23 protein-coding genes are annotated in these 26,309 nt (G+C 71.5%); 11 read left to right on the forward strand and 12 right to left on the reverse strand.

Features of this window, described 5'->3' with window-relative positions:
* Nucleotides 1–154: 154 nt before the first annotated feature.
* From typA to HD601_RS02605, 9 genes are all read right to left on the reverse strand, one after another.
* Nucleotides 155–2,014, reverse strand: a complete 1,860-nt coding sequence (gene typA / locus HD601_RS02565; RefSeq protein WP_184819044.1) for a translational GTPase TypA — start codon at nt 2,012–2,014, stop codon at nt 155–157.
* Between the two features lie 148 nt (nt 2,015–2,162).
* Nucleotides 2,163–3,191: a type IV toxin-antitoxin system AbiEi family antitoxin domain-containing protein gene (locus HD601_RS02570; RefSeq protein WP_184819046.1), complete on the reverse strand. Its 1,029-nt coding sequence runs from the start codon at nt 3,189–3,191 to the stop codon at nt 2,163–2,165.
* A gap of 111 nt (nt 3,192–3,302) precedes the next feature.
* Nucleotides 3,303–4,343, reverse strand: a complete 1,041-nt coding sequence (locus tag HD601_RS02575) for an ABC transporter ATP-binding protein (protein WP_184819048.1) — start codon at nt 4,341–4,343, stop codon at nt 3,303–3,305.
* A 1-nt stretch (nt 4,344) separates the two neighbouring features.
* Nucleotides 4,345–5,505 (reverse strand): ABC transporter ATP-binding protein, encoded by a 1,161-nt coding sequence (locus HD601_RS02580; protein ID WP_246400277.1) that lies wholly within the window; start codon nt 5,503–5,505, stop codon nt 4,345–4,347.
* Nucleotides 5,505–6,506, reverse strand: coding sequence for an ABC transporter permease (locus tag HD601_RS02585; protein WP_184819050.1), 1,002 nt, complete (start codon nt 6,504–6,506; stop codon nt 5,505–5,507). Before HD601_RS02585 ends, HD601_RS02580 begins: the two co-directional genes overlap by 1 nt.
* A gap of 13 nt (nt 6,507–6,519) precedes the next feature.
* Entirely contained in the window at nt 6,520–8,052 is a 1,533-nt protein-coding gene (locus HD601_RS02590; RefSeq protein WP_184819051.1) for an ABC transporter permease, read from the reverse strand.
* Nucleotides 8,053–8,231: 179 nt separating this feature from the next.
* The gene (locus tag HD601_RS02595) at nt 8,232–9,992 is read right to left on the reverse strand and encodes an ABC transporter family substrate-binding protein (protein WP_221440483.1); all 1,761 of its coding nucleotides are present in this window, start codon (nt 9,990–9,992) and stop codon (nt 8,232–8,234) included.
* A 183-nt stretch (nt 9,993–10,175) separates the two neighbouring features.
* Nucleotides 10,176–11,444, reverse strand: a complete 1,269-nt coding sequence (locus tag HD601_RS02600; RefSeq protein WP_184819054.1) for an MFS transporter — start codon at nt 11,442–11,444, stop codon at nt 10,176–10,178.
* The gene (locus tag HD601_RS02605) at nt 11,441–12,025 is read right to left on the reverse strand and encodes an ArsR/SmtB family transcription factor (protein ID WP_184819056.1); all 585 of its coding nucleotides are present in this window, start codon (nt 12,023–12,025) and stop codon (nt 11,441–11,443) included. The genes HD601_RS02600 and HD601_RS02605 overlap by 4 nt, the downstream gene beginning before the upstream one ends.
* Nucleotides 12,026–12,224: 199 nt before the next feature.
* Here HD601_RS02605 and HD601_RS02610 point away from each other — a divergent pair, with 199 nt between their 5' ends.
* The 11 genes from HD601_RS02610 to HD601_RS02660 all read left to right on the forward strand — a co-directional run bounded on the left by HD601_RS02610 (nt 12,225) and on the right by HD601_RS02660 (nt 23,149).
* The gene (locus HD601_RS02610; RefSeq protein ID WP_184819058.1) at nt 12,225–12,512 is read left to right on the forward strand and encodes a hypothetical protein; all 288 of its coding nucleotides are present in this window, start codon (nt 12,225–12,227) and stop codon (nt 12,510–12,512) included.
* Between the two features lie 131 nt (nt 12,513–12,643).
* The gene (locus HD601_RS02615) at nt 12,644–13,441 is read left to right on the forward strand and encodes a hypothetical protein (protein ID WP_184819060.1); all 798 of its coding nucleotides are present in this window, start codon (nt 12,644–12,646) and stop codon (nt 13,439–13,441) included.
* Nucleotides 13,442–13,459: 18 nt separating this feature from the next.
* Complete coding sequence (locus tag HD601_RS02620; RefSeq protein WP_184819062.1) at nt 13,460–15,247, forward strand: fumarate reductase/succinate dehydrogenase flavoprotein subunit; 1,788 nt, start codon at nt 13,460–13,462, stop codon at nt 15,245–15,247.
* A gap of 33 nt (nt 15,248–15,280) precedes the next feature.
* A complete protein-coding gene (locus HD601_RS02625) occupies nt 15,281–16,069 on the forward strand; it encodes a succinate dehydrogenase/fumarate reductase iron-sulfur subunit (RefSeq protein ID WP_184819064.1) in 789 nt (262 codons plus the stop codon).
* A 4-nt stretch (nt 16,070–16,073) separates the two neighbouring features.
* Entirely contained in the window at nt 16,074–16,373 is a 300-nt protein-coding gene (locus tag HD601_RS02630; protein ID WP_184819066.1) for a 4a-hydroxytetrahydrobiopterin dehydratase, read from the forward strand.
* Between the two features lie 16 nt (nt 16,374–16,389).
* Nucleotides 16,390–17,607, forward strand: a complete 1,218-nt coding sequence (locus HD601_RS02635; protein WP_184819068.1) for an alpha-hydroxy acid oxidase — start codon at nt 16,390–16,392, stop codon at nt 17,605–17,607.
* 14 nt (nt 17,608–17,621) lie between these two features.
* Nucleotides 17,622–18,620, forward strand: a complete 999-nt coding sequence (locus HD601_RS02640; protein ID WP_184819070.1) for an acetamidase/formamidase family protein — start codon at nt 17,622–17,624, stop codon at nt 18,618–18,620.
* A 27-nt stretch (nt 18,621–18,647) separates the two neighbouring features.
* The gene (locus HD601_RS02645; protein ID WP_184819072.1) at nt 18,648–19,406 is read left to right on the forward strand and encodes an SDR family NAD(P)-dependent oxidoreductase; all 759 of its coding nucleotides are present in this window, start codon (nt 18,648–18,650) and stop codon (nt 19,404–19,406) included.
* A gap of 106 nt (nt 19,407–19,512) precedes the next feature.
* Complete coding sequence (locus HD601_RS02650; RefSeq protein ID WP_184819074.1) at nt 19,513–20,388, forward strand: carbon-nitrogen hydrolase family protein; 876 nt, start codon at nt 19,513–19,515, stop codon at nt 20,386–20,388.
* 26 nt (nt 20,389–20,414) lie between these two features.
* Nucleotides 20,415–21,344 (forward strand): polysaccharide deacetylase family protein, encoded by a 930-nt coding sequence (locus tag HD601_RS02655; protein ID WP_184819076.1) that lies wholly within the window; start codon nt 20,415–20,417, stop codon nt 21,342–21,344.
* Between the two features lie 29 nt (nt 21,345–21,373).
* Entirely contained in the window at nt 21,374–23,149 is a 1,776-nt protein-coding gene (locus HD601_RS02660; RefSeq protein WP_184819078.1) for an ABC transporter substrate-binding protein, read from the forward strand.
* Here HD601_RS02660 and HD601_RS02665 read toward each other — a convergent pair.
* The 3 genes from HD601_RS02665 to HD601_RS02675 are packed head-to-tail and all read right to left on the reverse strand — an operon-like array spanning nt 23,112 to nt 26,308.
* Nucleotides 23,112–23,711 (reverse strand): class I SAM-dependent methyltransferase, encoded by a 600-nt coding sequence (locus HD601_RS02665; RefSeq protein ID WP_184819080.1) that lies wholly within the window; start codon nt 23,709–23,711, stop codon nt 23,112–23,114. The two genes, HD601_RS02660 and HD601_RS02665, sit on opposite strands and share 38 nt — an antisense overlap.
* 12 nt (nt 23,712–23,723) lie before the next feature.
* A complete protein-coding gene (locus tag HD601_RS02670) occupies nt 23,724–25,379 on the reverse strand; it encodes an exo-alpha-sialidase (protein ID WP_184819082.1) in 1,656 nt (551 codons plus the stop codon).
* Nucleotides 25,380–25,393: 14 nt separating this feature from the next.
* Nucleotides 25,394–26,308 carry a dihydrodipicolinate synthase family protein gene (locus HD601_RS02675; RefSeq protein ID WP_184819084.1) on the reverse strand — a complete coding sequence of 305 codons (915 nt, stop codon included), beginning with the start codon at nt 26,306–26,308 and terminating at the stop codon, nt 25,394–25,396.
* Between the last annotated feature and the right edge of the window lies 1 nt (nt 26,309).

Raw genomic sequence — 26,309 nt, forward strand, 5'->3', positions numbered from 1 at the left:
GGACCTGGTCGGCGCCTTTGCCACCATCGGCCATTCGGCCGATTTATGTGCCCGTCACTTTCTATGTGCCGTTCGCCTCTCAGGGCAAGTCCTGAGTTTCGCCGCCTCACCACTCGCAACAGGACTGTGACCTCCTGAACAGGAGGTCAGCGGGTCAGTTCGCGTACTTGCGCCGGGCCGCGGCACGACCCCGGGTGGCGGCGTCGAGCACCACCTTGCGGATCCGAACCGCCTGGGGCGTGACCTCGACGCACTCGTCGTCGCGGCAGAACTCCAGCGCCTGCTCGAGCGACAGCTTCCGCGCCGGGACGAGCTTCTCGAACTCGTCGGCGTTGGAGCGGACGTTGGTGAGCTTCTTCTCCTTGGTGATGTTGACGTCCATGTCGTCGGCGCGGGAGTTCTCGCCGACGATCATGCCCTCGTACACCTCGGTGGCCGGCTCGATGAAGAGCGTGCCGCGCTCCTGCAGGTTGATCATGGCGTACGAGGTGGCCGCGCCGGAGCGGTCGGCCACCAGCGAGCCGCTGGGCCGGGTGCGGAGGTCGCCGAACCACGGCTCGTAGCGCTCGAAGACCTGGTGGGCCAGGCCGGTGCCGCGGGTCTCGGTGAGGAAGTCGGTGCGGAACCCGATGAGGCCGCGGGCCGGCACCACGAACTCCATGCGGATCCAGCCCGTGCCGTGGTTGGTCATCTGCTCCATGCGGCCCTTGCGCACCGCCAGCAGCTGGGTGATGGCGCCGAGGTACTCCTCGGGGCAGTCGATGGTCAGCCGCTCGACCGGCTCGTGCACCTTGCCGTCGACGTCGCGGGTGACGACCTGCGGCTTGCCGACGGTCAGCTCGAAGCCCTCGCGGCGCATCTGCTCGACGAGGATGGCCAGCGCCAGCTCGCCGCGGCCCTGCACCTCCCAGGCGTCGGGCCGCTCGGTCGGGAGCACCCGCAACGACACGTTGCCGACCAGCTCGGACTCGAGGCGGTCCTTCACCAGCCGCGCCGTCACCTTGGTGCCGCCGGAGCGACCCGACAGCGGCGAGGTGTTGGCACCGATGGTCATCGACAGCGCCGGCTCGTCGACGGTGATGAGCGGCAGCGGCCGCGGGTCGTCGACGTCGGCCAGCGTCTCGCCGATGGTGATCTCGGGGATGCCGGCGACGGCGATGATGTCGCCCGGGCCCGCCTTCTCGGCCGGGACCCGCTCGAGCGCCTCGGTCATCAGCAGTTCGGTGACCTTGACCCGCTCGATGGTGCCGTCCTTGCGGCACCACGCGACCTGGGTCCCCTTGGCGATCTCGCCCTCGCGGACCCGGCACAGGGCGAGCCGGCCCAGGAACGGCGAGGCGTCGAGGTTGGTGACGTGCGCCTGCAGCGGCGCGCCCTCGGTGTACGTGGGCGCCGGGATGGCGTCGAGAATGGTGCTGACCAGCGGCGCGAGGTCGTTGGAGTCGGGCACCGCGCCGTCGGCCGGCCGCTCGAGCGACGCCTTGCCGTCGCGGGCGCACGCGTAGACGATGGGGAAGTCGAGCGCGCCCTGGTCGCTGGAGTCGTCGAGCAGGTCGAGGAAGAGCTCGTAGGTCTCGTCGACCACCTCGGCGATGCGGGCGTCGGGGCGGTCGGTCTTGTTCACCACCACGACGATGGGCAGCCTGCCCTGCAGCGCCTTGCGCAGCACGAACCGCGTCTGCGGCAGCGGCCCCTCGCTGGCGTCGACCAGCAGCACCACGCCGTCGACCATGGACAGGCCGCGCTCGACCTCGCCGCCGAAGTCGGCGTGCCCCGGCGTGTCGATGATGTTGATGGTGGTGTCGCCCCACCGCACCGCGGTGTTCTTGGCGAGGATGGTGATGCCCTTCTCCCGTTCCAGGTCGCCGGAGTCCATGACCCGGTCGGCGACGTCCTGGTTGGCCCGGAACACCCCTGACTGCCACAACAGCGCGTCGACGAGGGTGGTCTTGCCGTGGTCGACATGGGCCACGATGGCGACGTTGCGGAGGTCGTCGCGGCTGCGCACGGACATGCGGAGAACTCGTTCCTGGAAGGGGGAGATGACGCCTAATCCTACGGCCTGCCGCCCCGCTCCCCCGCATCGCGCCACCGAGCCCCTGGAGTCTTCACCCGCTCGTCACGAACGATGTGGCATCGCTGCGGCCCCGGGCACCGTGAACTCACATCGATCCGGCAGTGACGTCACACCGTCGACCCGCGTGCCGGCGATGACCCGACTGGACCGCGGCCTCGATCTCCGCGAGCACCGTCCGTGGCTCGTGACGCAGCCGCCAGGGCGAGACCGGCACGACGGTCCACCCCAGGGCGGCGTAGTGAGCGCGTCGCCGCTCGGTCCGCTCCGGCCCGTCACCGAGCCGGTGCCACTCCGACGAGTCGACCTCGACCACGACGCGCGCGTCGCGCCAGTGAGCATCGGGAGTCAGCTGAGCGTCGGCCTCCTCGGGCAACGGACGGTTCCACAGAGGCTCGTCGAGCACGAGCGAGGTCCGCACGAGGTCGCGCAACTCGCATTCCGGCGCCGACCGGCAGCCCGCCCGCACGTCGCCCAGTGCCAGCCGGACCAGCGCCGACCCCTGCCACCTGGCATCACCGACGGCGTCGGCCAGCAGCTCGCGCGTGGTCAGGCCGGACTGCACGGCCTCGCAGAGCAGGGCCCGGACCGCACGCAGCGGGAACCGGCCTCGGCAGGTGTCGATGACCGCACGCGCCGGCGGCGCGACGGGAACGCCGTCGATCCACCGGGACGCAGGCAGGGCCGCTGCGCGCCGGAACTCGGCGAAGGCCATTGCGGCCGGCTGCGCGCCCGCCGGCACCAGGCAGATCAGTGGTGCGTCGTCGGGCACATAGCGCAGTCCGTAGGCGCGGCAGGCGTGGCCACCGCTGATCATCGCGGCAGCGCCGCCGCGCAACAGTGCGGCCCGCACTCGGTGCCGAGGAGTCAACCGGCCGGTGAACGTCGCGTAGATGCCAGCGGCGAGCCGCTGCCAGTGCCCGCCGGCACCGAGCGCGTGCCGGATGGCGGCAGGCGACATGCCGCAGGCAGCGGCCTGACGCCGGGTCACGAGACCGTCCTGGGTATCGGCCAGGAGCAACAACTCGTCAGGGATGCGCACGCCGTTCATCGTGCGTCGCCGCGCGGCGCCGTGCGTCCGAGAAACCGTCGATTGTGGACGACGCGTGCGGGTCATTCGCGTTGTGGAAACCCGCCCCGAAGCATCGATGCGGCATCGCTGCCGGATCGAGGTGAGGTCGCTGTCGCGAGAGGGACAGCGATCTCACTCCGAAACGACGCGGTGAGTTCAGACGATGCGGGTGTTGACCTCGGCGAAGTGGCAGGCGACCGGGTGGCCGACGCCGGTGTCGATGAGCGGCGGCTCCTTGGCGGCGCAGATGTCCTGGGCCTTCCAGCAGCGGGTCCGGAACCGGCAGCCGCTCGGCGGGTCGAGAGGGCTGGGGACGTCGCCGGCGAGGATGATGCGCTCGCGGCGGCGCTCCTCGACGGGGTCGGCGGCGGGGGCGGCCGAGAGCAGCGCCTGGGTGTAGGGGTGCGCCGGCCGCTCGTAGACCTCGTCGCGGGTGCCGGTCTCGACGATCTTGCCGAGGTACATGACGGCGACGCGGTCGGAGATGTGGCGGACGACCGAGAGGTCGTGGGCGATGAAGATGTACGCCAGCCCCAGCTCGTCCTGCAGGTCCTCGAGCAGGTTCACGACGCCGGCCTGGACGGACACGTCGAGCGCGGACACCGGCTCGTCGAGCACCAGCAGCCGCGGCTCCAGCGCCAGGGCCCGGGCGATGCCGATGCGCTGGCGCTGGCCGCCGGAGAACTCGTGCGGGTAGCGGTTGCCGTGCTCGGGGTTGAGGCCGACCAGCTCGAGCAGCTCGGCGACCCGCTTCTTGCCGCCGCCGCGCCACCGGCCGTGCACCTTGAGCGGCTCGGCGATGATGTCGTTGACCGGCATCTTCGGGTTCAGCGAGGCGTAGGGGTCCTGGAACACGATCTGCAGGTCGCGCCGGACCTCGTTCATGCCGCGGGCGTCGAGCTTCGTGAGCTCCTTGCCCTGGAACACCACGGACCCGGACGTCGGCTTGTGCAGCTGCAGGATGGCCCGGCCGGTGGTGGACTTGCCGCAGCCGGACTCGCCGACGACGCCCAGGGTCTCGCGCGCGTCGACGTGCAGGGAGACGCCCGTGACGGCCTGGACGTGGCCGACGACGCGGCGCAGCAGGCCGCCGCCGTAGACCGGGAAGTGCATGACGAGGTCCTGGACGTCGAGCAGGTGCTGCCCGGTGGCGCCCTCGGACGCCGCCTGGGGCGAGGTCTCCGTGGAGGTCACCATGTCAGACCGCCTCGCTCTCAGTGCGGAAGAACACCGTCGGGTCGTCGACCTCGGCGAGCTTGTCCCAATGGTGACACGCCGCGACGTGGCCGAGCTCGTCGACGGAGGCCAGCGGCGGCTCCGACTCATGGCAGACGTCCGTGGCCAGCGGGCAGCGCGGCGAGAACGGGCAGCCCTTCGGCAGGTTGATCAGCGACGGCGGGGTGCCGACGATGGGCCGCAGCCGTGAGCCGGAGCCGCTGCCCTCGAGCGACGGAATGGACCCCAGCAGCCCGGCGGTGTACGGCATGCGCGGGTGGTAGAACATCCGGTCGGTCTCGGCGATCTCGACCGGCTTGCCCGCGTACATGACGAGCACCCGGTGCGCCATGCCCGCGACCACGCCGAGGTCATGCGTGATGAGCACGATGGCGGCGTTGACCTCGTCCTTCACCTGGACCAGCGTCTCGAGGATCTGCGCCTGGACGGTGACGTCGAGGGCCGTGGTGGGCTCGTCGGCGATGATGACGTCGGGGTTGTTGATGACCGCCATGGCGATCATTGCGCGCTGGCGCATGCCGCCGGAGAACTCGTGCGGGTAGTTGTCGAGGCGCCGCTTCGGCTGCGGGATGCCGACCAGCGCCAGCATCTCCTCGGCCCGGGCCAGCGCCTTCTTGCGCGGCATGATCTCGTGCGACAGCACCGCCTCGGCGAGCTGGTCGCCGATGGAGTAGACGGGGTTCAGCGCGGTCATCGGGTCCTGGAAGATCATCCCGATTTTCTTGCCCCGCAGCGCGCGCTGCTGCTTCGCCGACTTCTTCAGCAGGTCGTCGCCGCGGTACAGGATCTTGCCGGCGATGCGCGCGGACTTGGGCAACAGCCCCATGACCGCCATGGACGACACCGACTTGCCCGAACCGGACTCGCCGACGATGCCCAGGACCTCGCGCTCGTGGACGGCGTACGAGACGCCCCGCACGGCGCGGACGAGGCCGTCGTCGGTGGGGAACGAGACGGTGAGGTCCTCGACGCGCAGGACCTCCTTCTCGCCGGGGCCCGCGGTCTCGTCGAGCTTGGTGGCGACGTGCACCTCGGCCGCGGACTCGGTGACGGCGGGCTGGTCGATGCCGCCCGCGGCGGGGTCGGGCAGCGGTGCGCCGATCGGCATGCCTGGAGTCGTCATCAGTCACGCACCCGGTTCTGTCGAGGGTCGAAGGCGTCGCGCAACCCGTCGCCGATGAAGTTCACCGACAGGGCGATCGCGATGATGAACACGCCGGGGAACCAGAACAGCCAGGGTCTGGTCGAGAACGCCGTCTGATAGTTGCTGATCAGCTTGCCCAGCGACGTGTCCGGGTCCTGCACGCCGAAGCCCAGGAACGACAGCGCAGCCTCGAGCAGGATCGCCGCCGCGATGGCCAAAGTGGCGGCGACGATGATGACGCCGACGATGTTCGGCAGCATGTGCTTGACGATGATGCGCCGGGCCGACGTGCCGGCCGCGCGGGCGGCCTCGACGAACTCCTTCTCGCGCAGCGAGAGGAACTCGCCGCGGACCAGCCGGGCCAGTCCGGTCCACGTGACCAGCCCGATGACCAGGCCCAGCACCACGATGCCGGAGCTGCCGTAGCGGCGGCCGAGGACGGCGGCGACGACCAGCAGCGGGATGGTGATCATGACGTCGGTGAAGCGCATCAGGATGGCCTCGGTGCGGCCCCGGAAGTAGCCGGCGGAGGCGCCGATGAGAGTGCCGATGACCGTGCCGACGAAGCCGACGATGAACGCGATGGTCAGCGACTGCTGCACACCGCGCATGGTCAGCGCGAAGTAGTCCTTGCCGACGTTGTCCTGGCCGAACGGGTGCTCGCCGAGGTGCATGCCGCTGCCGCCGAGCCAGGTCGGGACGACGCTGAGCGTCGGCCGGCCGCCGTTCTCGACGGTGGCGATGGAGAAGTAGTCCTTGTCCCACCAGCCGGGGATGCTCGCGAAGCCGATGGAGCTGAACGCCAGCAGCACGATCAGCAGCAGCGCGATCAGCCCGCCCATGGCGGCGCGGTGCCGGAAGAACCGGCGCCGGACCATCTGGGCCTGGGTCCGGGCGACGACGGTCATGCCCTGGGCGTCGCCCGCCGTGGCGGCGGCCGCCGGCTGGGAGCCGGGGCCGGGAGTCGTGGGGTCGCTCATCGTTTCGTCCTCCTCACGACAACCGGATGCGCGGATCGAGGAACGCGTACGCGATGTCGGCCAGCATGTTGAACACCACGGCGGCGGTTCCGGCGATCAGGAAGAACCCCATGACGGGGTTCGGATCGACCCGGTTGAGCGAGTCGGTGAACAGTCTGCCCAACCCGGTCCAGCCGAAGACGTTCTCGGTGATGACGGCCCCGCTCAGGACGCCCGCGAAGTCGAACGCCATGAGCGTCGTGATGGGGATCATCGCGTTGCGGAAGGCGTGTTTGACGATGACGCCGCGCTCCGCGAGGCCCTTGGACCGGGCGGTGCGCACGTAGTCCTGGTTCAGCACCTCGAGCATGCTCGACCGGGTGTACCGGGTGTAGGTGGCGAACGAGATCAGCACGATGGCGATGGTCGGCAAAACCAGGTGCGTGGCGCGGTCCAGGCCCTCTTCCCAGTACGTGCCCTCGAAGTTCGGGGTGCGCGCGCCGATGGTCGCGATGACGCGTCCGTTGACGCGGTCGGAGTAGCTGCTCCAGGCGCCCAGCAGGCGGTCGAGGAAGAGCAGCGCGCCGGTGCCGAGACCGGTGAGCACGGCGGCCTGGATGGCCTGCCGGCGCTGCAACCCGCCGATGGCGTAGCCGATGCCCACGCCGACGGCGACCGTCACCGCTGCCAGCAGCACGAGGGTGAGGGTGCTGGGATCCTCGAGGACGGAGCTCAGGGCGAAGTGGCAGACGATGCCGACGCCGGCCGACGCGAGCGCCGAGTACAGCACGTTGCGATAGGTGAACCCGGCCACGACGGCCGTGGTCAGGAACGCCAGCCCCACCGAGGTGACCGCGATGACGACGATGCCGAGGCCGGGGTCGGCGAACCACTGGGTCTCGGAGAGCAGCCACAGCGCGCCGGCCGAGGCGACGAACGCCGCGACGAACGTGGTGATGCGTCTGTTCCGGTCGCCCGCGATGACGATCATCCAGAACAGGCCGCTGATGACGCCGAGGACGACCGCCACGGTGATGGGGACCGTCGGATCGGCGAGCCAGTCGTTGAACCGGATCGCGCCGTACTCCTTGAGCAGCACCGCGACCCAGAAGATCGGCAGCGAGAAGAAGAGGAAGGCGCTGAACGTGACGGTGTAGTCCAGCCCGCTGTACTGCCGCAGCGCGGTGACGATGCCGACGGTGATGCCCAGCACCATGGCCAGCACGGTGGCCGCGAGGACCAGCTGCAGCGTCTGCGTGAACGCGACGCTGAGCAGGGCGGTGACGTCCTGGCCCATGATGCTCTGGCCGAGGTCGCACTCCATCACGAAGGGGACCAGGCAGCCCGCGGCGCCCTTGAGCCAGATGAAGTAGCGCAGCGGCGCGGGCGTCTCGAGGTTCAGCAGCCGGATGCGCGCCTCGATCAGCGCCTCGCGGTTCGGCGCCCGTGACTCCTGCAGGTCACCCAGGGGATTACCCGAGTTCGCCGTGAGCAGGTACATCACGAACGTCGCGGCCAGCAGGATGAAGAAGGAGATGATCACCCTGCGCACGATGAAGACCAGCATGGCTACACCAGCCCGTCGACAGTCATCAGATCAGGTCCAACCCTCGTCAGGTCAGCGCACTCAGGCCCCATCGTGGTGGGACGGGCACCTCGGCGCAAGGCTCGGGCCAGGGGCGTTGCGGCCCCTGGCCCGTGCCATCGGGCCGGTCCGGCCGGGATTCCCGGCCGGACCGGCATCGGTCAGCTGCGTGCCCACTCTTCCATGTTGAACGACACCTGGGTCTGCGCGGAGTTCTGCTGGACGCCGGTGACGTCCGGAGCGTGCGCGGTGACACCCGGGTGCGCGTACAGCGGGATGCTGAAGAGGTCGGCCCAGAGGTTGGTCTCGATCTCGGTCAGCAGCTCCACCTGGCGAGCCTCGTCGGTGGTGACGACCAGCTCGTCCCAGGCCGCGTCGACGTCGGGGTTGGAGTAGCCGTACGGGTTCTGGCCCTCGGCGGTGCGGTACAGCGAGGCACCGGAGGTCAGGACACCGGAGCCGGCCCACGCGAACAGCGCGACCTCGTAGCTGGTGACGTCGGTGATGCCGGCGCCCAGGTCGGGGGTCGGGGTGTCGACGATCTCGAAGCCGGCCTGGTCACACGAGGCCTTGATGGCCGCGACCGTGTCGGCACGACGCGGGTTCGGGTCGGACCGGAGGATGCGGACCTGGGTACCGGCCGCACCGGCGGCGTCGATCAGAGCCTTGGCGCCCTCGATGTCGGGCTCGTCGTACTCGCCGCCGTAGGCAGCGCCCACGACCTGGTCGTACTCCGGGTCCCACGGGAAGAACTCGCGCAGGTTCATGACGACCGCCTCGGGGTTGGCCGGGGCGATGAGGTTGTCGACGATCTGCTGGCGCGGGACGCACATGGCGAACGCCTGACGCAGGTTCGGGTCTTCCATGACCGCACCCGGCGTCTGGTTGAAGTCGAGGTGCTCCCACGTCATCTCGTCACCGGTGATCATGGTGACCTGGTCGCCCAGAGCCTCGAGCGCCTGGACGAGGTCCACGCTGACCTGCGGGGCGATGACGTCGACCTCGCCGTTGGCCAGCGCCTGGACCTGCTGGTCCTGCGGGATGAACCGGACGACGATGGTGTCGGTCGCCGGGGCGTCGCCGTAGTAGTTCTCGTTGGCGACGAGCGTCAGCGACTGGCCCGCCTCCCAGCTGTCGATCACGTACGGGCCCGAGGAGGGCAGCACGGCCGGGTCGAGCAGCGCGCCCGGCTCCATGTCCCAGCCGGTGTTCCAGAACTCCGCGACCGGCGCGAGGGCCTCGAGGTCGTCGTTCTGGATCGCCGTGACGAGGTCCTCCGGCGTCATGCCGGCCTGCTCGGCCACGATGTGGGCCGGCAGCATGTTGGTGTTCGTCACCTGCTGCCAGTCGGCGAACGGCTCGGAGTAGACGTAGTCCACTTCCTTGTCACCGGGCTGGCAGGTCGGCTTGGCCACGAGGTCGTAGCCGGTGGTGCCGGGGACGCGGAACAGCGGGATCGGGTTGCCGTCCTCGCCGATCTCCGCGGTCTCGTAGCCGGCGCCCTGGGTCGCCCACTCGAGCAGGAGGTCGTCGCAGTCGATCGCCACGCCGTCGGACCACACGGCGTCCTCGGCGAAGGTGTAGTGGACCGTCAGCGGGTCCTCGGAGGTCGTCTCGTACGTGCCGAAGGCCTCGTTGCGGACGATCTCGCCTTGCGGACCGTAGTCCCAGAAGCCGTCCTGGACACCGTTGAGCACGAACGCGTTCCAGGTGCCGTTACCGGTCTCGGAGTTGCCGTTGTACGACGTGAACTCCGCGTCGGAGGCAACCGTGATGGGGTCGCCACTCGACTCGGCGGGGGACTCGGTGCTGTCGCTGCCGCCGGACTCGTTGTCGTCGTCGCCGCCGCCACATGCAGAGAGCGCCAGCGCCCCTGCCGTGAGGACGGCGAAGACCGCCATACCCCTGCGCTTGGTGGTCAAGGTCTGACTCCTCGTGTGTCGGATCGCAAGGATCGCAGAATGAGAGTGGGGCTAACACCATCACCGCTACTGACGTACACACAAGGTGGGGGGACGCGCTGTTACCGACCCGAAACCCAACTGGGGCCGCAGGCTACGAAATCACAACGGATCGGACACGAACGTTCCCGGAAATTCTCCTGTTCAATCGCCGTCCGGCAGGACAAGAAGCGAACGGCGGACCACCAATCCCGCTATGGCGATGCCCATTCCGCCGACGATGAATGGCAATCGGAGGTCGGTACTGCCCAGGAGTCCGCCGATGAACGTGCCGACCGGGATCAGGCCCCACCCGAGCGTGCGCCAGGCGCCGTGGACGCGCCCGAGCAGGCGGCTGGGGACCAGCTCCTGCCGGACCGTGACGCTGACGATGTTCCACGTCGCCACGCCGGCGCCGACGAGCAGCATCCCGGCGCCGGCGGCGGCCGCGTGCGGCACGAACCCGCACAGCGCGTACGACGTCCCGGTCAGCAGGACCGAGGCGACCATCACCGGGCCGCGGCCGAACCGCCGGACCAGCCGCGGCGCGACCACCGCGCCGAGCAGCGCGCCGACGGCGGCGGCCATGGCGAACGCGCCGTAGACGGCCGTCGGCACGCCCAGCAGGTCCAGCACGTAGAGGACGAACACCGCCTGCGCGAGCGCGTTGAACAGCGCGAGGAGGATGCTGACCGTCCACAGCCGGCGCAGCACCGGGTGGCCGGCGAGGAAGCGGAAGCCCTCGGCCAGCGAGCGGCGGGTCACCTTCTCCTTGGGCTCCTCGGCGCCACGGGGCGGGCGCGCGGCGCTGCGCGGCAGCATGAGCGCCAGCACCGCGGCCAGCACGTAGCCGGCCGAGTGCAGCACGAACGGCAGCGCCGCGGCCACCGCGAACAGCACGCCGGCCAGCGGCGCGGCGACGAAGTTCTGCGCCACGACCTCGGTGGCCTGGATGCGGCTGTTGGCCCGGACCAGCCGGCCGCCCACGCCGTCGCCGCCCACGCCGTCGCCGCCCTCGCCGTCGCGGCCCACGATGGACGGCACCATGGCCTGCACCGATCCGTCGGCCATGGTCTCGAACGCGCCGAACACGAACACCGCGGCGATCAGCACGGCGATGGCCATGTGGTCCGTGGCGACGAGCACGCACACGACGGCGGCGACCACGGCCCGGACCCCGCAGGCGACGGCGGCGACCCGGCGCCGGTCGAACCGGTCGACCACGCCGCCGGACGGCACACCGAGCAGCAGCCACGGCAGGAACTGCGCGACGCCCACCAGCGAGATGACGACGGGGTCGCGGGTCAGGCTCGCCGCCAGCAACGGCGCGGCCGTCGCCGCGAACCCGTCGGACAGGTTGCTGCCGAGGGCGGCGCCCCAGAGCCGGGTGAACGCCGGGCCGAGCCCGCGTCCCTCGCGGGCCGCCACCGTCACGGGACGTCCTGCGCCGCGACCGGGAACGTGCGGACCTGTACCTCGACGATCCGCTCCCCGTCGACCGCGTCGCGGTCGGCGACGCGGTCCTGCCAGGCGTCGACGACGGCGGTGAGCTCGGCGCTGAGCCGCGCCAGCTCCTCGGGCCGCAGCCGCAGATGCGAGGTGGCGTTCATGGTCGCCGCGCCCCACTCGCGCGGCACCTGCTGGTAGCCGACGGCGAGCCAGTGCTCGAGCCGGGCCGACTGCGCGCGCTGGAACTCGTCGACCACCAGCCGGGCGGCCTCGCCGCTGGCGCCGTCGGACAGGTCGTAGCGGTCGAGCCGGCTGCCGCCGGGATAGGCGCGCCAGTACCGCTCGCGCCCGACGCCGCGGACCGGGTCCTCCTCGACGAAGCCGTGCTTGGCGAGTTGCCGCAGGTGGTAGCTGGTGGAGGCGCTGCTCTCGCCGAACCGCTCGGCCAGCATGGTCGCCGTCGCAGGTCCGTAGGTGACCAGCGCGTCGTAGAGCTGCACGCGGAGCGGGTGCGCGAGACCGCGCAGGGTGGTCGCGTCGATGCGGCGCCGGGGCGCTTCGGGCATACCGGGACGCTAGCGCTTCCCAAGACTTCTTTGCAACCATGTCTTTGCATGGCCGCGCGAATTTCACAACATGATCGTCCAGAAAATCAAGGGTGCGGCTATGTGACGTTCATCCCATCGCCGCCAACCCCTGGATTCGCGCCGGGACCCGTGCCAGGCTGCGGCCTATCGCGACCGCCGACGCTCGCGGGAGGCTGTGATGGGAGTGCACGAGAGCCGCGCCGCCGTGGCTGAAGCCGTGTCCGCACTGGACTCGGCCGTGGCCACCCTGCGCCTGCACTACGGCGACACCCTCGGCGTCCGGCGGCTTGTCAGCGACGTGGCACGGCTCGGCGACGACCTCGACGAGCTCGGCGACCCCCAGCCCGGCCATGGACCGCATCCGGTCCGGCAGCTGGAGATCGTGCCCGACGAGCCGTACGACCGCAGCATGTGGGCCGGCGCGGACGACGAGGGCCTGGGTGCCCCCGACCGGCGTGCCCCATGACCGGCCGCGTCGCGTGAGCCGGCCTCCTGAGCCTCAGCTGAGAAGCGTGCTTCGGCAACCCAAACCCGCTGTCGCGTGAGGCCCGTTCGTTCCCCGTCCCGCCCGTCCTCTGAAAAGAGCGCACAAGAGATATGGCCGCCCCTACCGGAATCAAGTCTCCGACCCGGGCCCGCATCGCAGCCCGCACGCTGCGTACGGACCGCTGGTGGCTCTACCCCACGTTCACGGCGCTGGTGCTGCTCGCCTTCGTGGCCTATGCGACCTACCGGGCCTTCTCCGGCGAGCACTACTTCGCCGAGCCCTACCTGACGCCGTTCTACTCGCCGTGCGTCACCACCGAGTGCGTCGAGGGCTCCAGCCACCTGGGCACCTGGGTGGGCGACTGGTGGCCGTTCTCGCCGGCGGTGCTGATCCTCGTGATCCCGCTGAGCCTGCGGCTGACCTGTTACTACTACCGCAAGGCCTACTACCGGTCGTTCTGGATGTCGCCGCCGGCCTGTTCCGTCGCCGAGCCGCACCGCCGTTACACCGGCGAGACGCGATTCCCGCTCATCCTGCAGAACATCCACCGGTACGCGCTGTATGTCGCGCTCGCGTACAACGTGCTGCTGACCTATGACGCGGTCATGGCGTTCAAGTCGCCCGAGGGCGAATGGGGACACATGGGCCTGGGCACGTTGATCCTCGTGGTCAACGCCGTCCTGCTGGGTCTCTACAGCCTGTCGTGCCATTCGTGCCGGCACATCATCGGCGGCCGGCTGCGCAACTTCTCCCAGCACCCGGTGCGCTACCGCGCCTGGGGCATGGTGTCGGTGCTCAACGGCCGGCACGCGCAGCTCGCGTGGGCGTCGCTGGTGTGGGTCGCGTTCACCGACTTCTACATCTGGATGGTCGCGTCCGGCACCTGGTCCGACCCGCGGTTCTTCTGAGGAGCATGAGCTACCACCATGGCTGAAATCGAACGCCACAGCTTCGACGTCCTCGTGGTCGGCGCCGGCGGCGCCGGACTGCGCGCCGCCATCGCGGCCCACGACGCGGGGGCGAAGGTCGGCATCGTCTGCAAGTCGCTGCTGGGCAAGGCCCACACCGTCATGGCCGAGGGCGGCATCGCCGCCGCCATGGCGAACGTGTGGAAAGAGGACAACTGGCAGGTGCACTTCCGCGACACCATGCGCGGCGGGAAGATGCTCAACCACTGGCGCATGGCCCAGCTGCACGCGCAGGAGGCGCCCGACCGCGTCCGCGAGCTCGAGGAGTGGGGCGCGCTGTTCGACCGCACGCCCGACGGCCTGATCTCGCAGCGCGACTTCGGCGGCCACCGCTACGCCCGGCTGGCCCACGTCGGCGACCGCACCGGTCTCGAGCTGATCCGCACGCTGCAGCAGCGCGCCGTGGCCCTCGGCATCGAGGTGTTCATGGAGTGCACCATCACGAAGCTGGTGACGACCGGCGGCCGCATCGCCGGCGCGTTCGGCTACTGGCGCGAGTCCGGCCGGTTCGTCGCCTTCGACGCGCCGTCGGTCGTGCTCGCCACCGGCGGCATCGGCAAGTCGTACAAGGTGACGTCGAACTCGTGGGAGTACACCGGCGACGGCCACGCGCTGGCGCTGGAGGCCGGCGCGAGCCTGGTGAACATGGAGTTCGTGCAGTTCCACCCGACGGGCATGGTCTGGCCGCCGTCGGTGAAGGGGATCCTGGTCACCGAGTCGGTCCGCGGCGACGGCGGCGTCCTGCGCAACAGCGAGGGCCGCCGGTTCATGTTCGACTACATCCCCGAGTTCTTCAAGGCCGAGACGGCGGACTCCGAGGAGGAGGCCGACCGCTGGTACGAGGACAAGACGAACAACCGCCGGCCACCGGAGCTGCTCCCCCGCGACGAGGTCGCGCGCGCCATCAACTCCGAGGTCAAGGCCGGGCGCGGGTCACCGCACGGCGGCGTGTTCCTCGACATCGCGTCGCGCCGCACGCCCGAGTACATCCGCCGCCGGCTGCCGTCGATGTACCACCAGTTCAAGGAGCTGGCCGACGTCGACATCACGGCCGAGCCCATGGAGGTCGGCCCGACCTGCCACTACGTCATGGGCGGCGTCGCCGTCGACCCCGACACCGGCGAGTCCGCGGTCCAGGGCCTGTACGCCGCGGGCGAGGTGGCCGGCGGCATGCACGGCGCCAACCGCCTGGGCGGCAACTCGCTGTCGGACCTGCTGGTCTTCGGCCGGCGGACGGGGCTCAACGCGGCCTACGCGGCGGCCCGGCTGAAGCAGCGCCCGGAGATCAGCGACGACGAGATCAGCGCGGCCTCGGAGCACGCCCTGGCGCCGTTCGGCATCGAGGGCGGCGAGAACCCGTACACGGTCCAGCACGACCTGCAGGAGGTCATGCACAACCTGGTCGGCATCATCCGGACCGCCGACGAGATGGAGCAGGCGATCACGGACCTCGCCTCGCTGCGCGAGCGGATCACCCGGCTCAGCGTCGAGGGGCACCGGCAGTACAACCCGGGCTGGCACCTGGCGCTGGACCTGCACAACATGCTGCGGGTCAGCGAGTGCATCGCCCGTGCGGCGCTGGAGCGCACGGAGAGCCGCGGCGGGCACACGCGCGACGACTTCCCGGCCACCGACGACTCGTGGGGCAAGGTCAACCTGCACTGCCGGGTCGACGGCGACGGCGTCGGCATCACCCGCGAGCCGCTCCCCCAGATGCCCGACGACCTGCGTGAGCTCTTCAACTAGAGACCAGTGTGTGACCGCCGAGGAGGCGTTGAAGTGGGATACGACCTGCAGATGAGGGTGTGGCGGGGCGACGCCACCGGCGGGGAGCTGGTGGACTACACCGTCCCCGTCGAAGAGGGCGAGGTGGTCCTCGACGCGCTGCACCGCATCCAGGCGACGCAGTCCGGTGACCTCGCCGTGCGGTGGAACTGCAAGGCCGGCAAGTGCGGCTCGTGCAGCACTGAGATCAACGGCAAGCCGCGGCTGGCGTGCATGACCCGGCTGTCGACGTTCGAGCAGGGCGAGACGATCACGGTGACGCCGTTGCGCACCTTCCCCGTGATCCGCGACCTCGTCACCGACGTCTCGTACAACTACCGGGTCGCCGAGACGATCCCGGCGTTCGCGCCGCAGCCGCGGCCGGCCGACGGCGCCTACCGCATGCAGCAGGTCGACGTCGAGCGCGGCCAGGAGTTCCGCAAGTGCATCGAGTGCTTCCTCTGCCAGACGGTGTGCCACGTCATCCGTGACCACGAGGAGAACAAGCCGGCCTTCTCGGGTCCGCGGTTCTTCCTGCGCTACGCCGAGCTCGAGATGCACCCGCTGGACACCAACGACCGCCGCCAGCTGGCCCGCGAGCAGGCCGGCATCGGGCTGTGCAACATCACCAAGTGCTGCACCGAGGTGTGCCCCGAGGGCATTCACATCACCGACAACGCGATCATCCCGATGAAGGAGCGCGTCGTCGACCGGTCCTTCGACCCCGTCACCTGGCTCGGCCGCAAGATCTTCCGCCGCGACCAGCTCGAGGAGGCGCAAGTCCCTCAGGGGCGCGCAGAATGACTTCATGACTCTGCTCGACGACGACGGCGTCCGGGCGGCCCTCGAGGGGCTGCCCGGATGGTCCGGCGACACGTCCGCCATCGCCCGCTCCGTCGAGGCGCCGGACTTCTCCACGGGAATCCGGATCGTCGACGACGTCGCGGCGGCGGCAGAGGCGGCCGACCACCACCCCGACATCGACATCCGCTGGACGAAGGTGACGTTCACGCTGGTCACCCACTCCGAGGGCGGAGTGACCGGCAAGGACGTCGACCTCGCCGGCACCATCAGCGAGATCGCCGCCCGGCACGGCGCGCGGGGCTGATCGGGAGCCCGCCGGAATGACCGCTCGCCGCCGGCCGCGCTGGTCCGAGCTGCGGCCGCTGCTGCAGCCCGGAGCCGGGCCGCTCGGCCTCACGGACCGCCGCCTGGCGCGGGCGTCCTCCGTCGAGGACCTGCGGGCCCTGGCCCGGCGCCGGGCGCCGCGGGCCGTGTTCGACTACACCGACGGCGCCGCCGGCCGCGAGCTCGCGCTGCGCCGGTCGCGGCAGGCCTACGCCCGGGTCGAGTTCCTGCCGCGGGTGCTCCAGGACGTGTCGTCCGTCGACCTCTCGACGACGATCCTCGGCACTCCCTCGTCGGCGCCGCTCGTCTTCGCACCGACCGGCTTCACCCGGATGATGCACACCGAGGGCGAGCCGGCCGTCGCCCGCGTCGCGGCCCGGACCGGCCTCCCGTACGCCCTGTCGACCATGGGCACGACGTCCATCGAGCGGCTCGCCGCCGAAGTACCCAAGGGCCGCCGGTGGTTCCAGCTCTACCTGTGGCGCGACCGCGCGGCCAGCCGCGACCTGGTCGAACGCGCCCGCGAGAGCGGCTACGAGGCGCTGGTGCTGACCGTCGACACACCGGTCCCGGGGCCGCGCCTGCGCGACGCCCGCAACGGCCTCACCATCCCGCCGTCGCTGACCGCGCGCACGGTCGCCGAGGCGGTCCGGCACCCGGCCTGGTGGGTCGACCTGCTGACCACCGAGCCGCTGGAGTTCGCGTCGCTGCACCGGTTCGAGGGCACCGTCGCCGAGCTGGTGGCGCGCATGTTCGACCCGTCGGCGACCATGGACGACCTCGCCTGGCTGCGGTCGGCCTGGCCCGGGCCGCTGATCGTCAAGGGCGTCCAGACCGTCGCCGACGCCCGAGCCGTCGTCGACGGAGGCGCCGACGCGATCGTGGTCTCGAACCACGGCGGCCGGCAGCTGGACCGCGCGCCGACGCCGCTCGAGATCCTCCCGGAGGTGGCCGACGCGGTGGGCGACCGCGCCGAGGTGTACGTCGACGGCGGCATCCTGTCCGGCAGCGACGTGGTCGCCGCCGTCGCCCTCGGAGCCCGCGCGGCGCTCGTCGGACGGGCCTACCTCTACGGCCTGATGGCCGGCGGCGAGCGCGGGGTGCAGCGGGCCGCCGACCTGCTGCTGCAGGAGGCCGCCACCACGCTCGCGCTGCTCGGCGTGGCCCGGATCGAGGATCTAGGCCGCAACCATGTACGGCTCCGACCGGGCTGAGATATTTTCCGGAAATGGATGTCGTCGAGTACACGCCCTCCCGTGACCAGTACGCCTACACCTTCGGCGGCGCCGCTCCGGCCATGCGCGTCACACCGGGGACCGCCCTGCGGCTCTGGTCCGACGACGCGTTCGGGGGCGTGCTGCGCTCGACCGACGACCTCTCCAGCGAGAAGGTCGACCTCCGGTTCGTCAACCCGCAGACCGGGCCGTTCTGGGTCGAGGGCGCCGAGCCCGGCGACACCCTGGTGCTGCACCTGGTCGACCTCGAACCGGCGCGCGACTGGGGCGCCTCGGCGGCCATCCCGTTCTTCGGCGGCATGACGAGCACCGACCGCGTCGTCACCCTGCAGGACCCGCTGCCCGACACCACCTGGATCTACGAGCTGGACCGCGACCGCAACACGGTGGCGTTCGCGGCCCGGCACAGTGACCACCGCATCGAGCTGCCGGTCGCGCCCATGCTCGGCACGGTCGGGGTGGCTCCCGCCGGCGGCGAGGTGCGCTCCTCGCTGGTGCCCGACCGCTTCGGCGGCAACATGGACACCCCGCAGATGCGCGCCGGCACGACGGTGTTCCTCGGCGTGAACGTCGAGGGCGCCCTGTTCTCCGTCGGCGACGGCCACTACCGCCAGGGAGAGGGCGAGGCCTGCGGCACCGCCGTCGAGGGCGCCATGACCACCACGCTCATCGTCGACCTCGTCAAGGGCGGGGCGCCGGGCTGGCCGCGGCTCGAGGACGACACCCACTGGATGACGGTCGGGTCGAGCCGCCCGCTCGAGGACTCCTGGCGCATCGGCAACGCCGAGCTGGTGCACTGGGTCGCCGAGCTCTACGGCCTGCACACCATGGACGCCTACCAGCTGTGCTCGCAGCTCGCCGAGGTGCCGATCGCCAACGTCGTCGACGCCAACTACAGCGTCGTGGTCAAGGCCGCGAAGTCGCTGCTGCCCGCCGCCGACGCGTTCGGCGGCATCCACGCCGACCTGCGCGACCGCGCCGCCACGCTCTGACCCTCCTCCCCCACTGAAAGGCCAGCCATGGATCTGCAGCTCAGCGGCACTCGCGTCCTCGTCACCGGCGGCACCCGCGGCATCGGACGGGCCATCGTCAGGGCGTTCCTCGACGAGGGCGCCACCGTCGGCTTCTGCGGGCGCACCGCCGACGCCGTGAGCGCCACCCAGGAGGCGCTCGGCGCCCGCGGCAACGTCACCGGCACGGTGGTCGACGTCGGCGACGGCGACGCCTTGGCCGCGTGGGTGGACGAGTCGGCCGCGGCGTTCGGCGGACTCGACACCGTGGTGGCCAACGTCAGCGCGCTCGCCATCCCCGACACCGAGGAGAACTGGCAGCTCAGCCTGAACGTCGACGTCATGCACACCGTCCGGCTGGTCCGCGCCGCCCTCCCGCACCTCGAGGGGTCCTCGTCGCCGTCGATCATCGCGATCTCGAGCGTGTCCGGGCGCGAGTCGGACTTCGCCTCCGGACCCTACGGGACGGCCAAGACCGCCATCCTCGGCTACATCAGCGGGCTGGCCCTCCAGCTGGCCGAGAAGGGCATCCGCGCCAACACGGTCTCGCCCGGAAACACCTACTTCGAGGGCGGCGTCTGGGCGAGCATCGAGACCGGCAACCCCGAGCTGTACAGCACCGCGGTGGGCCTGAACCCGACCGGCCACATGGGCACGCCCGAAGAGGTCGCCGCTCCCGTGGTGTTCCTCGCCAGCCCCGTGGCCCGGCGCATCAGCGGCACCAACCTCGTCGTCGACGGCGCCCTCACCCGCGGCATCCAGGTGTAGCCCGCGCCTGCCGGTCGATTGCTGACGCCGTCGTCGGTCATCTGACCGACGCGGCGGCGACGGCGAGCGCGCACGCTGGCCTCCACTCGTCCACGAGGGAGGTCACATGGCCAGGAACGTCTCCATCGCCGCGGTCAACTTCGCCGTCCAGCCGGTCGACAGCTTCGGCGGGTTCGCCGCCCACACCGAACGGCTCCTCGCCGGCTGCCGGGGCGCCGACCTGGTGGTCTACCCGGAGCTGTTCACCGTCGAGCTGTTCACGACGCTGCCGGGGTGGCAGGACCTGCCGATCGCCGAGCTGACCCGGATCGACCGCTACACCGACGACTACCTGGAGCTGTTCACGCGGCTGGCCCGGCGCAACGGCCAGCACATCGTCGCCGGGTCGCACCTGGTGGCCGACGGCGACCGCTTCCTCAACGTCGCCCACCTGTTCACGCCCGACGGCGACGTCGTCAAGCACGCCAAGACGCACATCTTCCCGGCCGAGGCCGACTGGCACACGTCCGAGGGCGACGTCTTGGAGGCCTTCGACCTGCCGTTCGCCCGGGTCGGCTTCAACGTCTGTTACGAGGCGGAGATCCCGGAGTGCGCGGCGACCCTGGCCGAGCAGGGCGCCGAGATCATCCTCAGCCCGTCGTACACGTTCACCGAGCACGGCTTCTGGCGGGTGCGCCACTCCGCCCAGGCGCGCGCCGTCGAGAACCAGGTGTACGTCGTGCACTGCAGCACCGGCGGGGCACCGGGCGCGCCGCTGCCGCTGGGCTGGGCGCAGAGCTCGATCCTCAGCCCCTGCGACGCGATCTTCTCGCCGAAGGGGATCGTCGCCGAGGCGACCGCGAACACCGAGGCGGTGGTCCGCGGCATCGTCGACCTCGACCTGCTGGCGATCAACCGCGAGACCGGCGCCGCGCCCACCTACCGCGACCGCCGCCGCCGGTCCGACCTCTACAAGACCTGGCCGTCGCACCTCAGCCTCTGATCTCGTCGATCCAGAAGGAGACACCGATGGGACACCTCCAGCTGCCCGAGGGCAAGAAGATCGCCGTCAACCTGGGCACCGACTTCGACGCCCAGTGCCTGTGGCTCGGCGCGTTCAACCGCAACAGCCCGTCGTTCATGTCGCGCGGTGAGTTCGGCGCCGAGGTCGGCGTGCCGCGGCTGCTCGAGCTGTACGAGCGCTACGGTGTGAAGTCGACCTGGTTCACGCCCGGCCACTCCGTCGACACCTTCCCGCAGTGGTGCAAGAAGATCCTCGACGGCGGCCACGAGTTCGGCCACCACGGCTACTACCACGAGATCCCGCCGGCCATCAGCCGCGACACCGAGCGCCGGCTGGTCGACCTCGCGTTCGAGTCGTTCAAGCGGGTCCTCGGCGTCCGCCCGACGGGGTACCGCTCGCCCTACTGGGACTACAGCGAGAACACGCTGGACATCATCGAGGAGTCCGGCTTCACCTACGACAGCAGCCTCATGGCCCGCGACCTGGTGCCGTACCACCCGCAGCGCTGGCAGGTGAACTGGGAGCAGGGCAATGTCGCCGGCAAGGCCAGCCACGTGCTGGAGATCCCGGTGAACTGGTACCTCGACGACTTCCCGCCCCTGGCCTACACCGGGACGTCGACGGGGATGCAGGACACCGAGTCGATCTTCCGGCGCTGGCGCGACATCTTCGACTACGCCTACGAGCGGGTCGAGAACCCGGTCTACGCCACCTGCGTGCACCCGCAGATCGTCGGGCAGGCGCACCACATGCTCTGGTACGAGCGGCTCATCGAGCACATCTCGTCGAAGGACGGGGTCTGGTTCGCCACGCTCGACGAGATCGCCGCCGTCTGGGTCGACGACGAGGACGACCACGCGCGCATGGCACTGCCCGACGTGCGCGGCACCCAGCCGCCGCCGGCCGACTCCAGCTGGGCCGCCGGGGCGGCCTGAACCGCGCCGGCCCGGCCTATCATCCGACCATGGCACGCGTCTTCGGCGCACCCGCCGACGCGACCCGCTGGGCCTGCGTCGACGATCGCGACGTGCTCAGCAGCGCGCCGCGCGGCTGGCCGGACGCCGACCCCGCGCTGCTGACGTACGTGCACGCCGCGGCGGCGGCCGGCGAGCCGGCGGCGTTCCTGTGGAGCGGCGGGCCGGGCCGGGTGGTGGCGGTCGGCGTCACCCCGGTCTGGTCCGCCGGCCCGCGCCCGGTCGCCGAGGTGACCACCGAGGCCGCGCCCGCGCCGTACGGCCTCACCTGGCGCGAGCTGCAGGTGCTGACGCTAGTCGCGGGCGGGCTGACGAACACCGAGATCGCGGCGCGGCTGCGCACGGCGCGCCGGACGGTGGCCACGCACGTCGAGCGGCTGCTCACCAAACTCGAGGTGCCCACCCGCACGGCCGCGGCGTCGACGGCGGTCGACGCCCGGCTGCTGGTGCTGCCCATCCCCGGCGGCGCCGGTGGGCTGGCGGCCATCGGCGTGCAGCGGCTCGAGGCGGCGGTGTCACGGCGGACGACGGCGCCGGCCCGGCCGGGGCCGAGACCGGTGCGCAAGCACCCGATCGTCATCGGCGGCGTGTATCCCGCCGAGGGCCGGCTGTCCGCCGACGGCCAGGGCCGGCGACGGGCGGCGGAGCTGGCCGTCGGCGAGGTGAACGCCCACGGCGGTGTCGACGGGCACGAGCTGGTGCACGTCGCCGTCGAGGCCGACCTCGCCGACCTCACGTCGCTCGCCGGGGGCATCGACGACCTCGTCGGACGCGGTGTCGACGCCGTGACGCTGGGCTACACGCTGGCCCGGCACGACTTCGCCGGTGTGTTCGCCTCGGCCGCGGACCACGGCTGCCCGGTCCTGCACTCGGCGACGTCGCAGAGCGCGCAGTCGCTGGTGCTCGAGGAGCCGGTGCGCTTCGGCAACGTCTTCCAGGTGTGCGCGCCCGAGAGCCGCTACGGCGTCGGGTTCGTGCGGGCGCTGCGTGACTTCGAGGCGTCCGGGTCGTGGCGGCCGCACCGCCGCGAGCTGCTCGTCGTCGACTCCACCGACCCGCACCTGACCACGTTCACCGCGCAGGCGCACGAGGCCGCCGAGCGGGCCGGCTGGCGGGTCGAGGTCGAGCGGGTCGACTTCCTGCGGCCCGGCTGGCGGCAGGTCCTCGACGTCATCGGGCAGCGCGACCCGGCCGCCGTCATGGTCGCCACGTGGGTCGAGCCGAGCCTGCTCGACTTCCTGCGCCGGTTCCGGGCCACCGGGTCACAGGCGCTGGTCTACGCCATCTACGCGCCGTCGGTGCCGGGCTTCCTCGAGCGAGCCGGCGCGCTGGCCGAGGGGTTGTCGTGGGCGACGGTCATCGGCACCTACCAGGACGGTCTGGCCGGGCGGTTCGCGCACGAGTTCGCCGGCGCGCACCACAGCGACCCGGGCCGCTCCGGCGCCGGCATCCACTACGACATGGTCCACCTGCTCACGCAGGCCTGGCGGCAGGTCGCCAACCCGCACGACACCGCCGCCGTCAATCAGCAGCTGCGCACGCTGGTGTACCGCGGGGTCAGCGGCGCCTACTGGTTCGGCAGCCCCGGCCAGTCGGCGCTGACCTACCCCGACGACACCGCCGACCCGTCCATCGCCCAGGCGCACCTCGTGCACCAGGTGCAGGACGGCCGGCACGTCATCGTGGCGCCGTCGCCGTACGCCCAGGGGACGTTCCGCCCGCCGCCACTCAGCTCGACCGGCCCGCCCGGTGCCGCAGCACGCTGACCGCGAAGTCGGCGTCGTCGTGCCAGGCGCGCAGGTCCCAGGTGGCGAACCGGTGCTCCAACCGCAGCCCGGCCTCGTGCACGGCCGCATCGAAGTCGGCCAGGGCGAGGTGCCGGTTCACGTGGAAGCCGGCGACGACGAACCCGTCCGGCACGACGTGCGCGCCCACCCGGCGCAGCACCTCGGTCTCGGTGTCCGGTGCCAGGAACACCATGACGTTGCCGGCCAGCACCGCGGCGTCGAACGTCTCGCCGAGGTCCAGCTCGGAGAGGTCGGCGACGAGGTAGCGCGGGCCGGGGTAGTCGGTCCGCGCCGCCTCGATCAGCGCCGGGTCGACGTCGACGCCGACGACGATGTGCCCGCGCGCATGCAGCGCCGCGGCGATGCGCCCGGTGCCGCAGCCGGCATCGAGCACGCGGGCGCCGCGAGGGAGCATGGCGTCGACCAGCCGCGCCTCACCCGTCAGGTCGGCGCCGTCGGCCGCGAGCTTCCGGAACCGCTCGATGTACCACTGCGAGTGGCCCTCTTTGGTCTCGGACAGCCAGCGCGTCGGCTTCGCCATGCTCCCATCAGATCACGCGAGGACCAGCCCGATGAGGTCGGGAGCGAACCGCACGCCGCTGGCGTCGACGTTCTTGTCGACGACGGTGAACCGGACGGTGTGCGTCCCCCGGCCCAGCGCCACCCGGCCCACCCGCTCGGTCTTGAAGGAGCGCACCGACACCGTCGAGGTGTCGAACGGGCCGCCGAGCCGCTCACCGTCGACGTCGATGACCACGACGCCGGCGTTCGCCTGGTGCCGGAACCGCGCGTACAGGTCGTACTGGCCGCCGCGGGTGATCTCGATGGTCGCCTCGAGGTACTGGCCGTAGTCGGTGGCCCGCACCTCGACGACGGCGCCGCCACTAGCCGCCGCGTCCGCCGTCCGGACCACGGTCAGGCCGGGCGACGTCGTCGACGGCAGGTCCTCGACCTCGAAGCCGAGGCGCGTGGCCGGGCCGCGGCGGCCGGTGTCGGCGCCGCCGGTCAGCCAGGCCAGGTCGAAGGTCGCGAACACGATGTCGCGCGAGAAGCTGGTCGTCACGCCGGGCTGGCTCTCGCGGCCGTACAGCACGCCGATGCGCCCGTCCGGCAGCGCGACGGTGTCGGAGTACGACGCCGGGCCTTCGGTCAGGACGCGGCTGTACGGCCAGCTCATGCCCTCGTCGTAGGAGATCGAGACGGTCATGTTGCGGCGCGTCGGCGAGTCGGTGCGCGAGAACACCAGCCGGCTGTCCTCGCGCTCCCCCAGCCCGCTGAGCCGGACGATGCCGGTGTCGATCGCGTTGACCGGCCGGGCCGCCGCGTCGAGCACGGGCGGGGACCAGGTGGCGCCGCGGTCGGTGCTGACCGACGTGATGCGCGGGTGCGTGCCGCCCGACGCGTACCGGCCGAGCACCACCAGCGAGCCGTCGGGCCGCTCGATCAACCGGGCCTCGTTCAGCGGGTAGGCGCCGTCCAGCGGCACGCCGCCGCCCGCCTGCCAGGTGGCGCCGCCGTCGTCGCTGTGGATGACGGTGACGCCGTAGCGCCGCTCGGCGACCGGGAACGCGATGGCCCTGCGGTGCCAGACCTGCAGCATCAGCCGGCCGTCGGCGAGCTGCAGGCCGTGCCCCGGGCCGGGCATGTGCAGCGTCTGGCCGTTCGGGTCGCCGTCGAACAGCTGGGTCAGCTCGGTCGGCGACGACCACGTCTCGCCGTCGTCGTCGCTGGTCACGACGTACAGCCGGGAGCTGTCCGGCGAGCCGCCGGTGTTGCCCGCGTCGCGGAAGCACTCGGCGTGGAACAGGAAGATGCGCCCGGTCTCGCGGTCGACCAGCGGCGTCGGGTTGATGAAGGACTGGACGCCGTCGGAGCGGCGCACGTAGCGCAGCGGCTCCCAGGTGCGGCCGCCGTCGCGGCTGCGGCGGACGGCGATGTGGTGCGGGTCGGCGTCGTGCTGGGTGATGCGGGCTTCGGAGAACGCCAGCACCGAGCCGGCCACCGTCGTCGTCAGCCCGAAGACGTGGAAGACCGCGAGGCCGTCGTCGCCGGCCTGGAACACCAGCGACTCGTGGAAGTCGCCGGTGTCGGCCGAGGCCGTCGCCGCCCGAGGCAGGGCGGCGGCGGGCGAGGCCAGCGCGCCGATCGCGGCGGTGCCGGCGGCGGCGCCGAGGACGAGGGTGCGACGGCTGATCGGGGTGTGTTCCACGGGCTCTCCTTGGATCAACGGGGGGTGATCAGGTGCGCGTCGAGCGGGGCGAGCAGGTCGAGCAGCCCGGCGCGTTCGGCCGGGCTCGCGGGGACGAACGGGGCCGCGACGTGCGGCGGGCAGAGGCCGCGGGCGGCGAGGACGGCCTTGACGGCGGGCACGCCGCGGCGGACGGTATGCAGCGCGAGGACGCGGTCGGCGGTCTCCTGCGCGGCGTCGGCGGCGGCCATGCGCCCGGACCGGAACGCGTCGTACAGCTCGGTACAGAGCACCGGTGCGAGGTTCGCGATGCCGGGCACGATGCCGTCGGCGCCCGCCTCGAGCCCGGCGACCAGCTGCGTCTCCGACCCCTGGCTGACCCCGACGTCGGGACGGCGGCGGGCCGCGGCGACCAGGTGACCCAGCAGCGCGAGGTCGCCGGAGCTGTCCTTGATGCCGACGACGTGCGGCATCGCCAGCACCTCGTCGAGCACCGCGGGTGTCATCGGCACGCTGTAGCTCGGCACGTTGTACGCGACCACCGGCACGCCGAGCCCGGCGAACGCGGCGAAGTGGGCGACCACCTCGTCGTCGCGGTGCCGGAAGTAGATCGGCGGGCTGACGACGACGGCGTCCGGCTCGGCCAGGCGGACGGCGGCGGCCCGCTCCAGCGCCTCGGCCGTCCCCGCGGCCGTGACGTTGACCAGCACCGGACCGTCGCCGGTGAGCTCGCGCCAGCGCGCCGCGACACCGGCCGCGAACTCCGTCAGGGCGGACGTGGGCAGCAGCGGGCCCTCGCCGTTGCTGCCGAACAGCATGAGGCTGCGCGCGCCGGCCCGAGCCAGCGCCGCGAGCAGGTCGTACGCCGCGGCGGCGGACGGCTCGCCGGGCGCGCTCATCGGCGTCACGAGCGGGACCATGACGCCGCTCAGCAGGTCTCGGCCGTTCATG

Source organism: Jiangella mangrovi (assembly GCF_014204975.1).
In the GTDB taxonomy this organism is placed as follows: Bacteria; Actinomycetota; Actinomycetes; order Jiangellales; family Jiangellaceae; genus Jiangella; species Jiangella mangrovi.

Excerpts from the sequence above, each read along its gene's own strand:
- typA (WP_184819044.1), bottom strand. The coding sequence starts at position 2,014 with ATGTCCGTGCGCAGCCGCGACGACCTCCGCAACGTCGCCATCGTGGCC.
- HD601_RS02570 (WP_184819046.1), bottom strand. The coding sequence starts at position 3,191 with ATGACCCGCACGCGTCGTCCACAATCGACGGTTTCTCGGACGCACGGC.
- HD601_RS02575 (WP_184819048.1), bottom strand. The coding sequence starts at position 4,343 with ATGGTGACCTCCACGGAGACCTCGCCCCAGGCGGCGTCCGAGGGCGCC.
- HD601_RS02580 (WP_246400277.1), bottom strand. The coding sequence starts at position 5,505 with ATGACGACTCCAGGCATGCCGATCGGCGCACCGCTGCCCGACCCCGCC.
- HD601_RS02585 (WP_184819050.1), bottom strand. The coding sequence starts at position 6,506 with ATGAGCGACCCCACGACTCCCGGCCCCGGCTCCCAGCCGGCGGCCGCC.
- HD601_RS02590 (WP_184819051.1), bottom strand. The coding sequence starts at position 8,052 with ATGCTGGTCTTCATCGTGCGCAGGGTGATCATCTCCTTCTTCATCCTG.
- HD601_RS02605 (WP_184819056.1), bottom strand. The coding sequence starts at position 12,025 with ATGCCCGAAGCGCCCCGGCGCCGCATCGACGCGACCACCCTGCGCGGT.
- HD601_RS02610 (WP_184819058.1), top strand. The coding sequence starts at position 12,225 with ATGGGAGTGCACGAGAGCCGCGCCGCCGTGGCTGAAGCCGTGTCCGCA.
- HD601_RS02615 (WP_184819060.1), top strand. The coding sequence starts at position 12,644 with ATGGCCGCCCCTACCGGAATCAAGTCTCCGACCCGGGCCCGCATCGCA.
- HD601_RS02620 (WP_184819062.1), top strand. The coding sequence starts at position 13,460 with ATGGCTGAAATCGAACGCCACAGCTTCGACGTCCTCGTGGTCGGCGCC.
- HD601_RS02630 (WP_184819066.1), top strand. The coding sequence starts at position 16,074 with ATGACTCTGCTCGACGACGACGGCGTCCGGGCGGCCCTCGAGGGGCTG.
- HD601_RS02635 (WP_184819068.1), top strand. The coding sequence starts at position 16,390 with ATGACCGCTCGCCGCCGGCCGCGCTGGTCCGAGCTGCGGCCGCTGCTG.
- HD601_RS02640 (WP_184819070.1), top strand. The coding sequence starts at position 17,622 with ATGGATGTCGTCGAGTACACGCCCTCCCGTGACCAGTACGCCTACACC.
- HD601_RS02645 (WP_184819072.1), top strand. The coding sequence starts at position 18,648 with ATGGATCTGCAGCTCAGCGGCACTCGCGTCCTCGTCACCGGCGGCACC.
- HD601_RS02650 (WP_184819074.1), top strand. The coding sequence starts at position 19,513 with ATGGCCAGGAACGTCTCCATCGCCGCGGTCAACTTCGCCGTCCAGCCG.
- HD601_RS02655 (WP_184819076.1), top strand. The coding sequence starts at position 20,415 with ATGGGACACCTCCAGCTGCCCGAGGGCAAGAAGATCGCCGTCAACCTG.
- HD601_RS02660 (WP_184819078.1), top strand. The coding sequence starts at position 21,374 with ATGGCACGCGTCTTCGGCGCACCCGCCGACGCGACCCGCTGGGCCTGC.
- HD601_RS02665 (WP_184819080.1), bottom strand. The coding sequence starts at position 23,711 with ATGGCGAAGCCGACGCGCTGGCTGTCCGAGACCAAAGAGGGCCACTCG.
- HD601_RS02675 (WP_184819084.1), bottom strand. The coding sequence starts at position 26,308 with ATGAACGGCCGAGACCTGCTGAGCGGCGTCATGGTCCCGCTCGTGACG.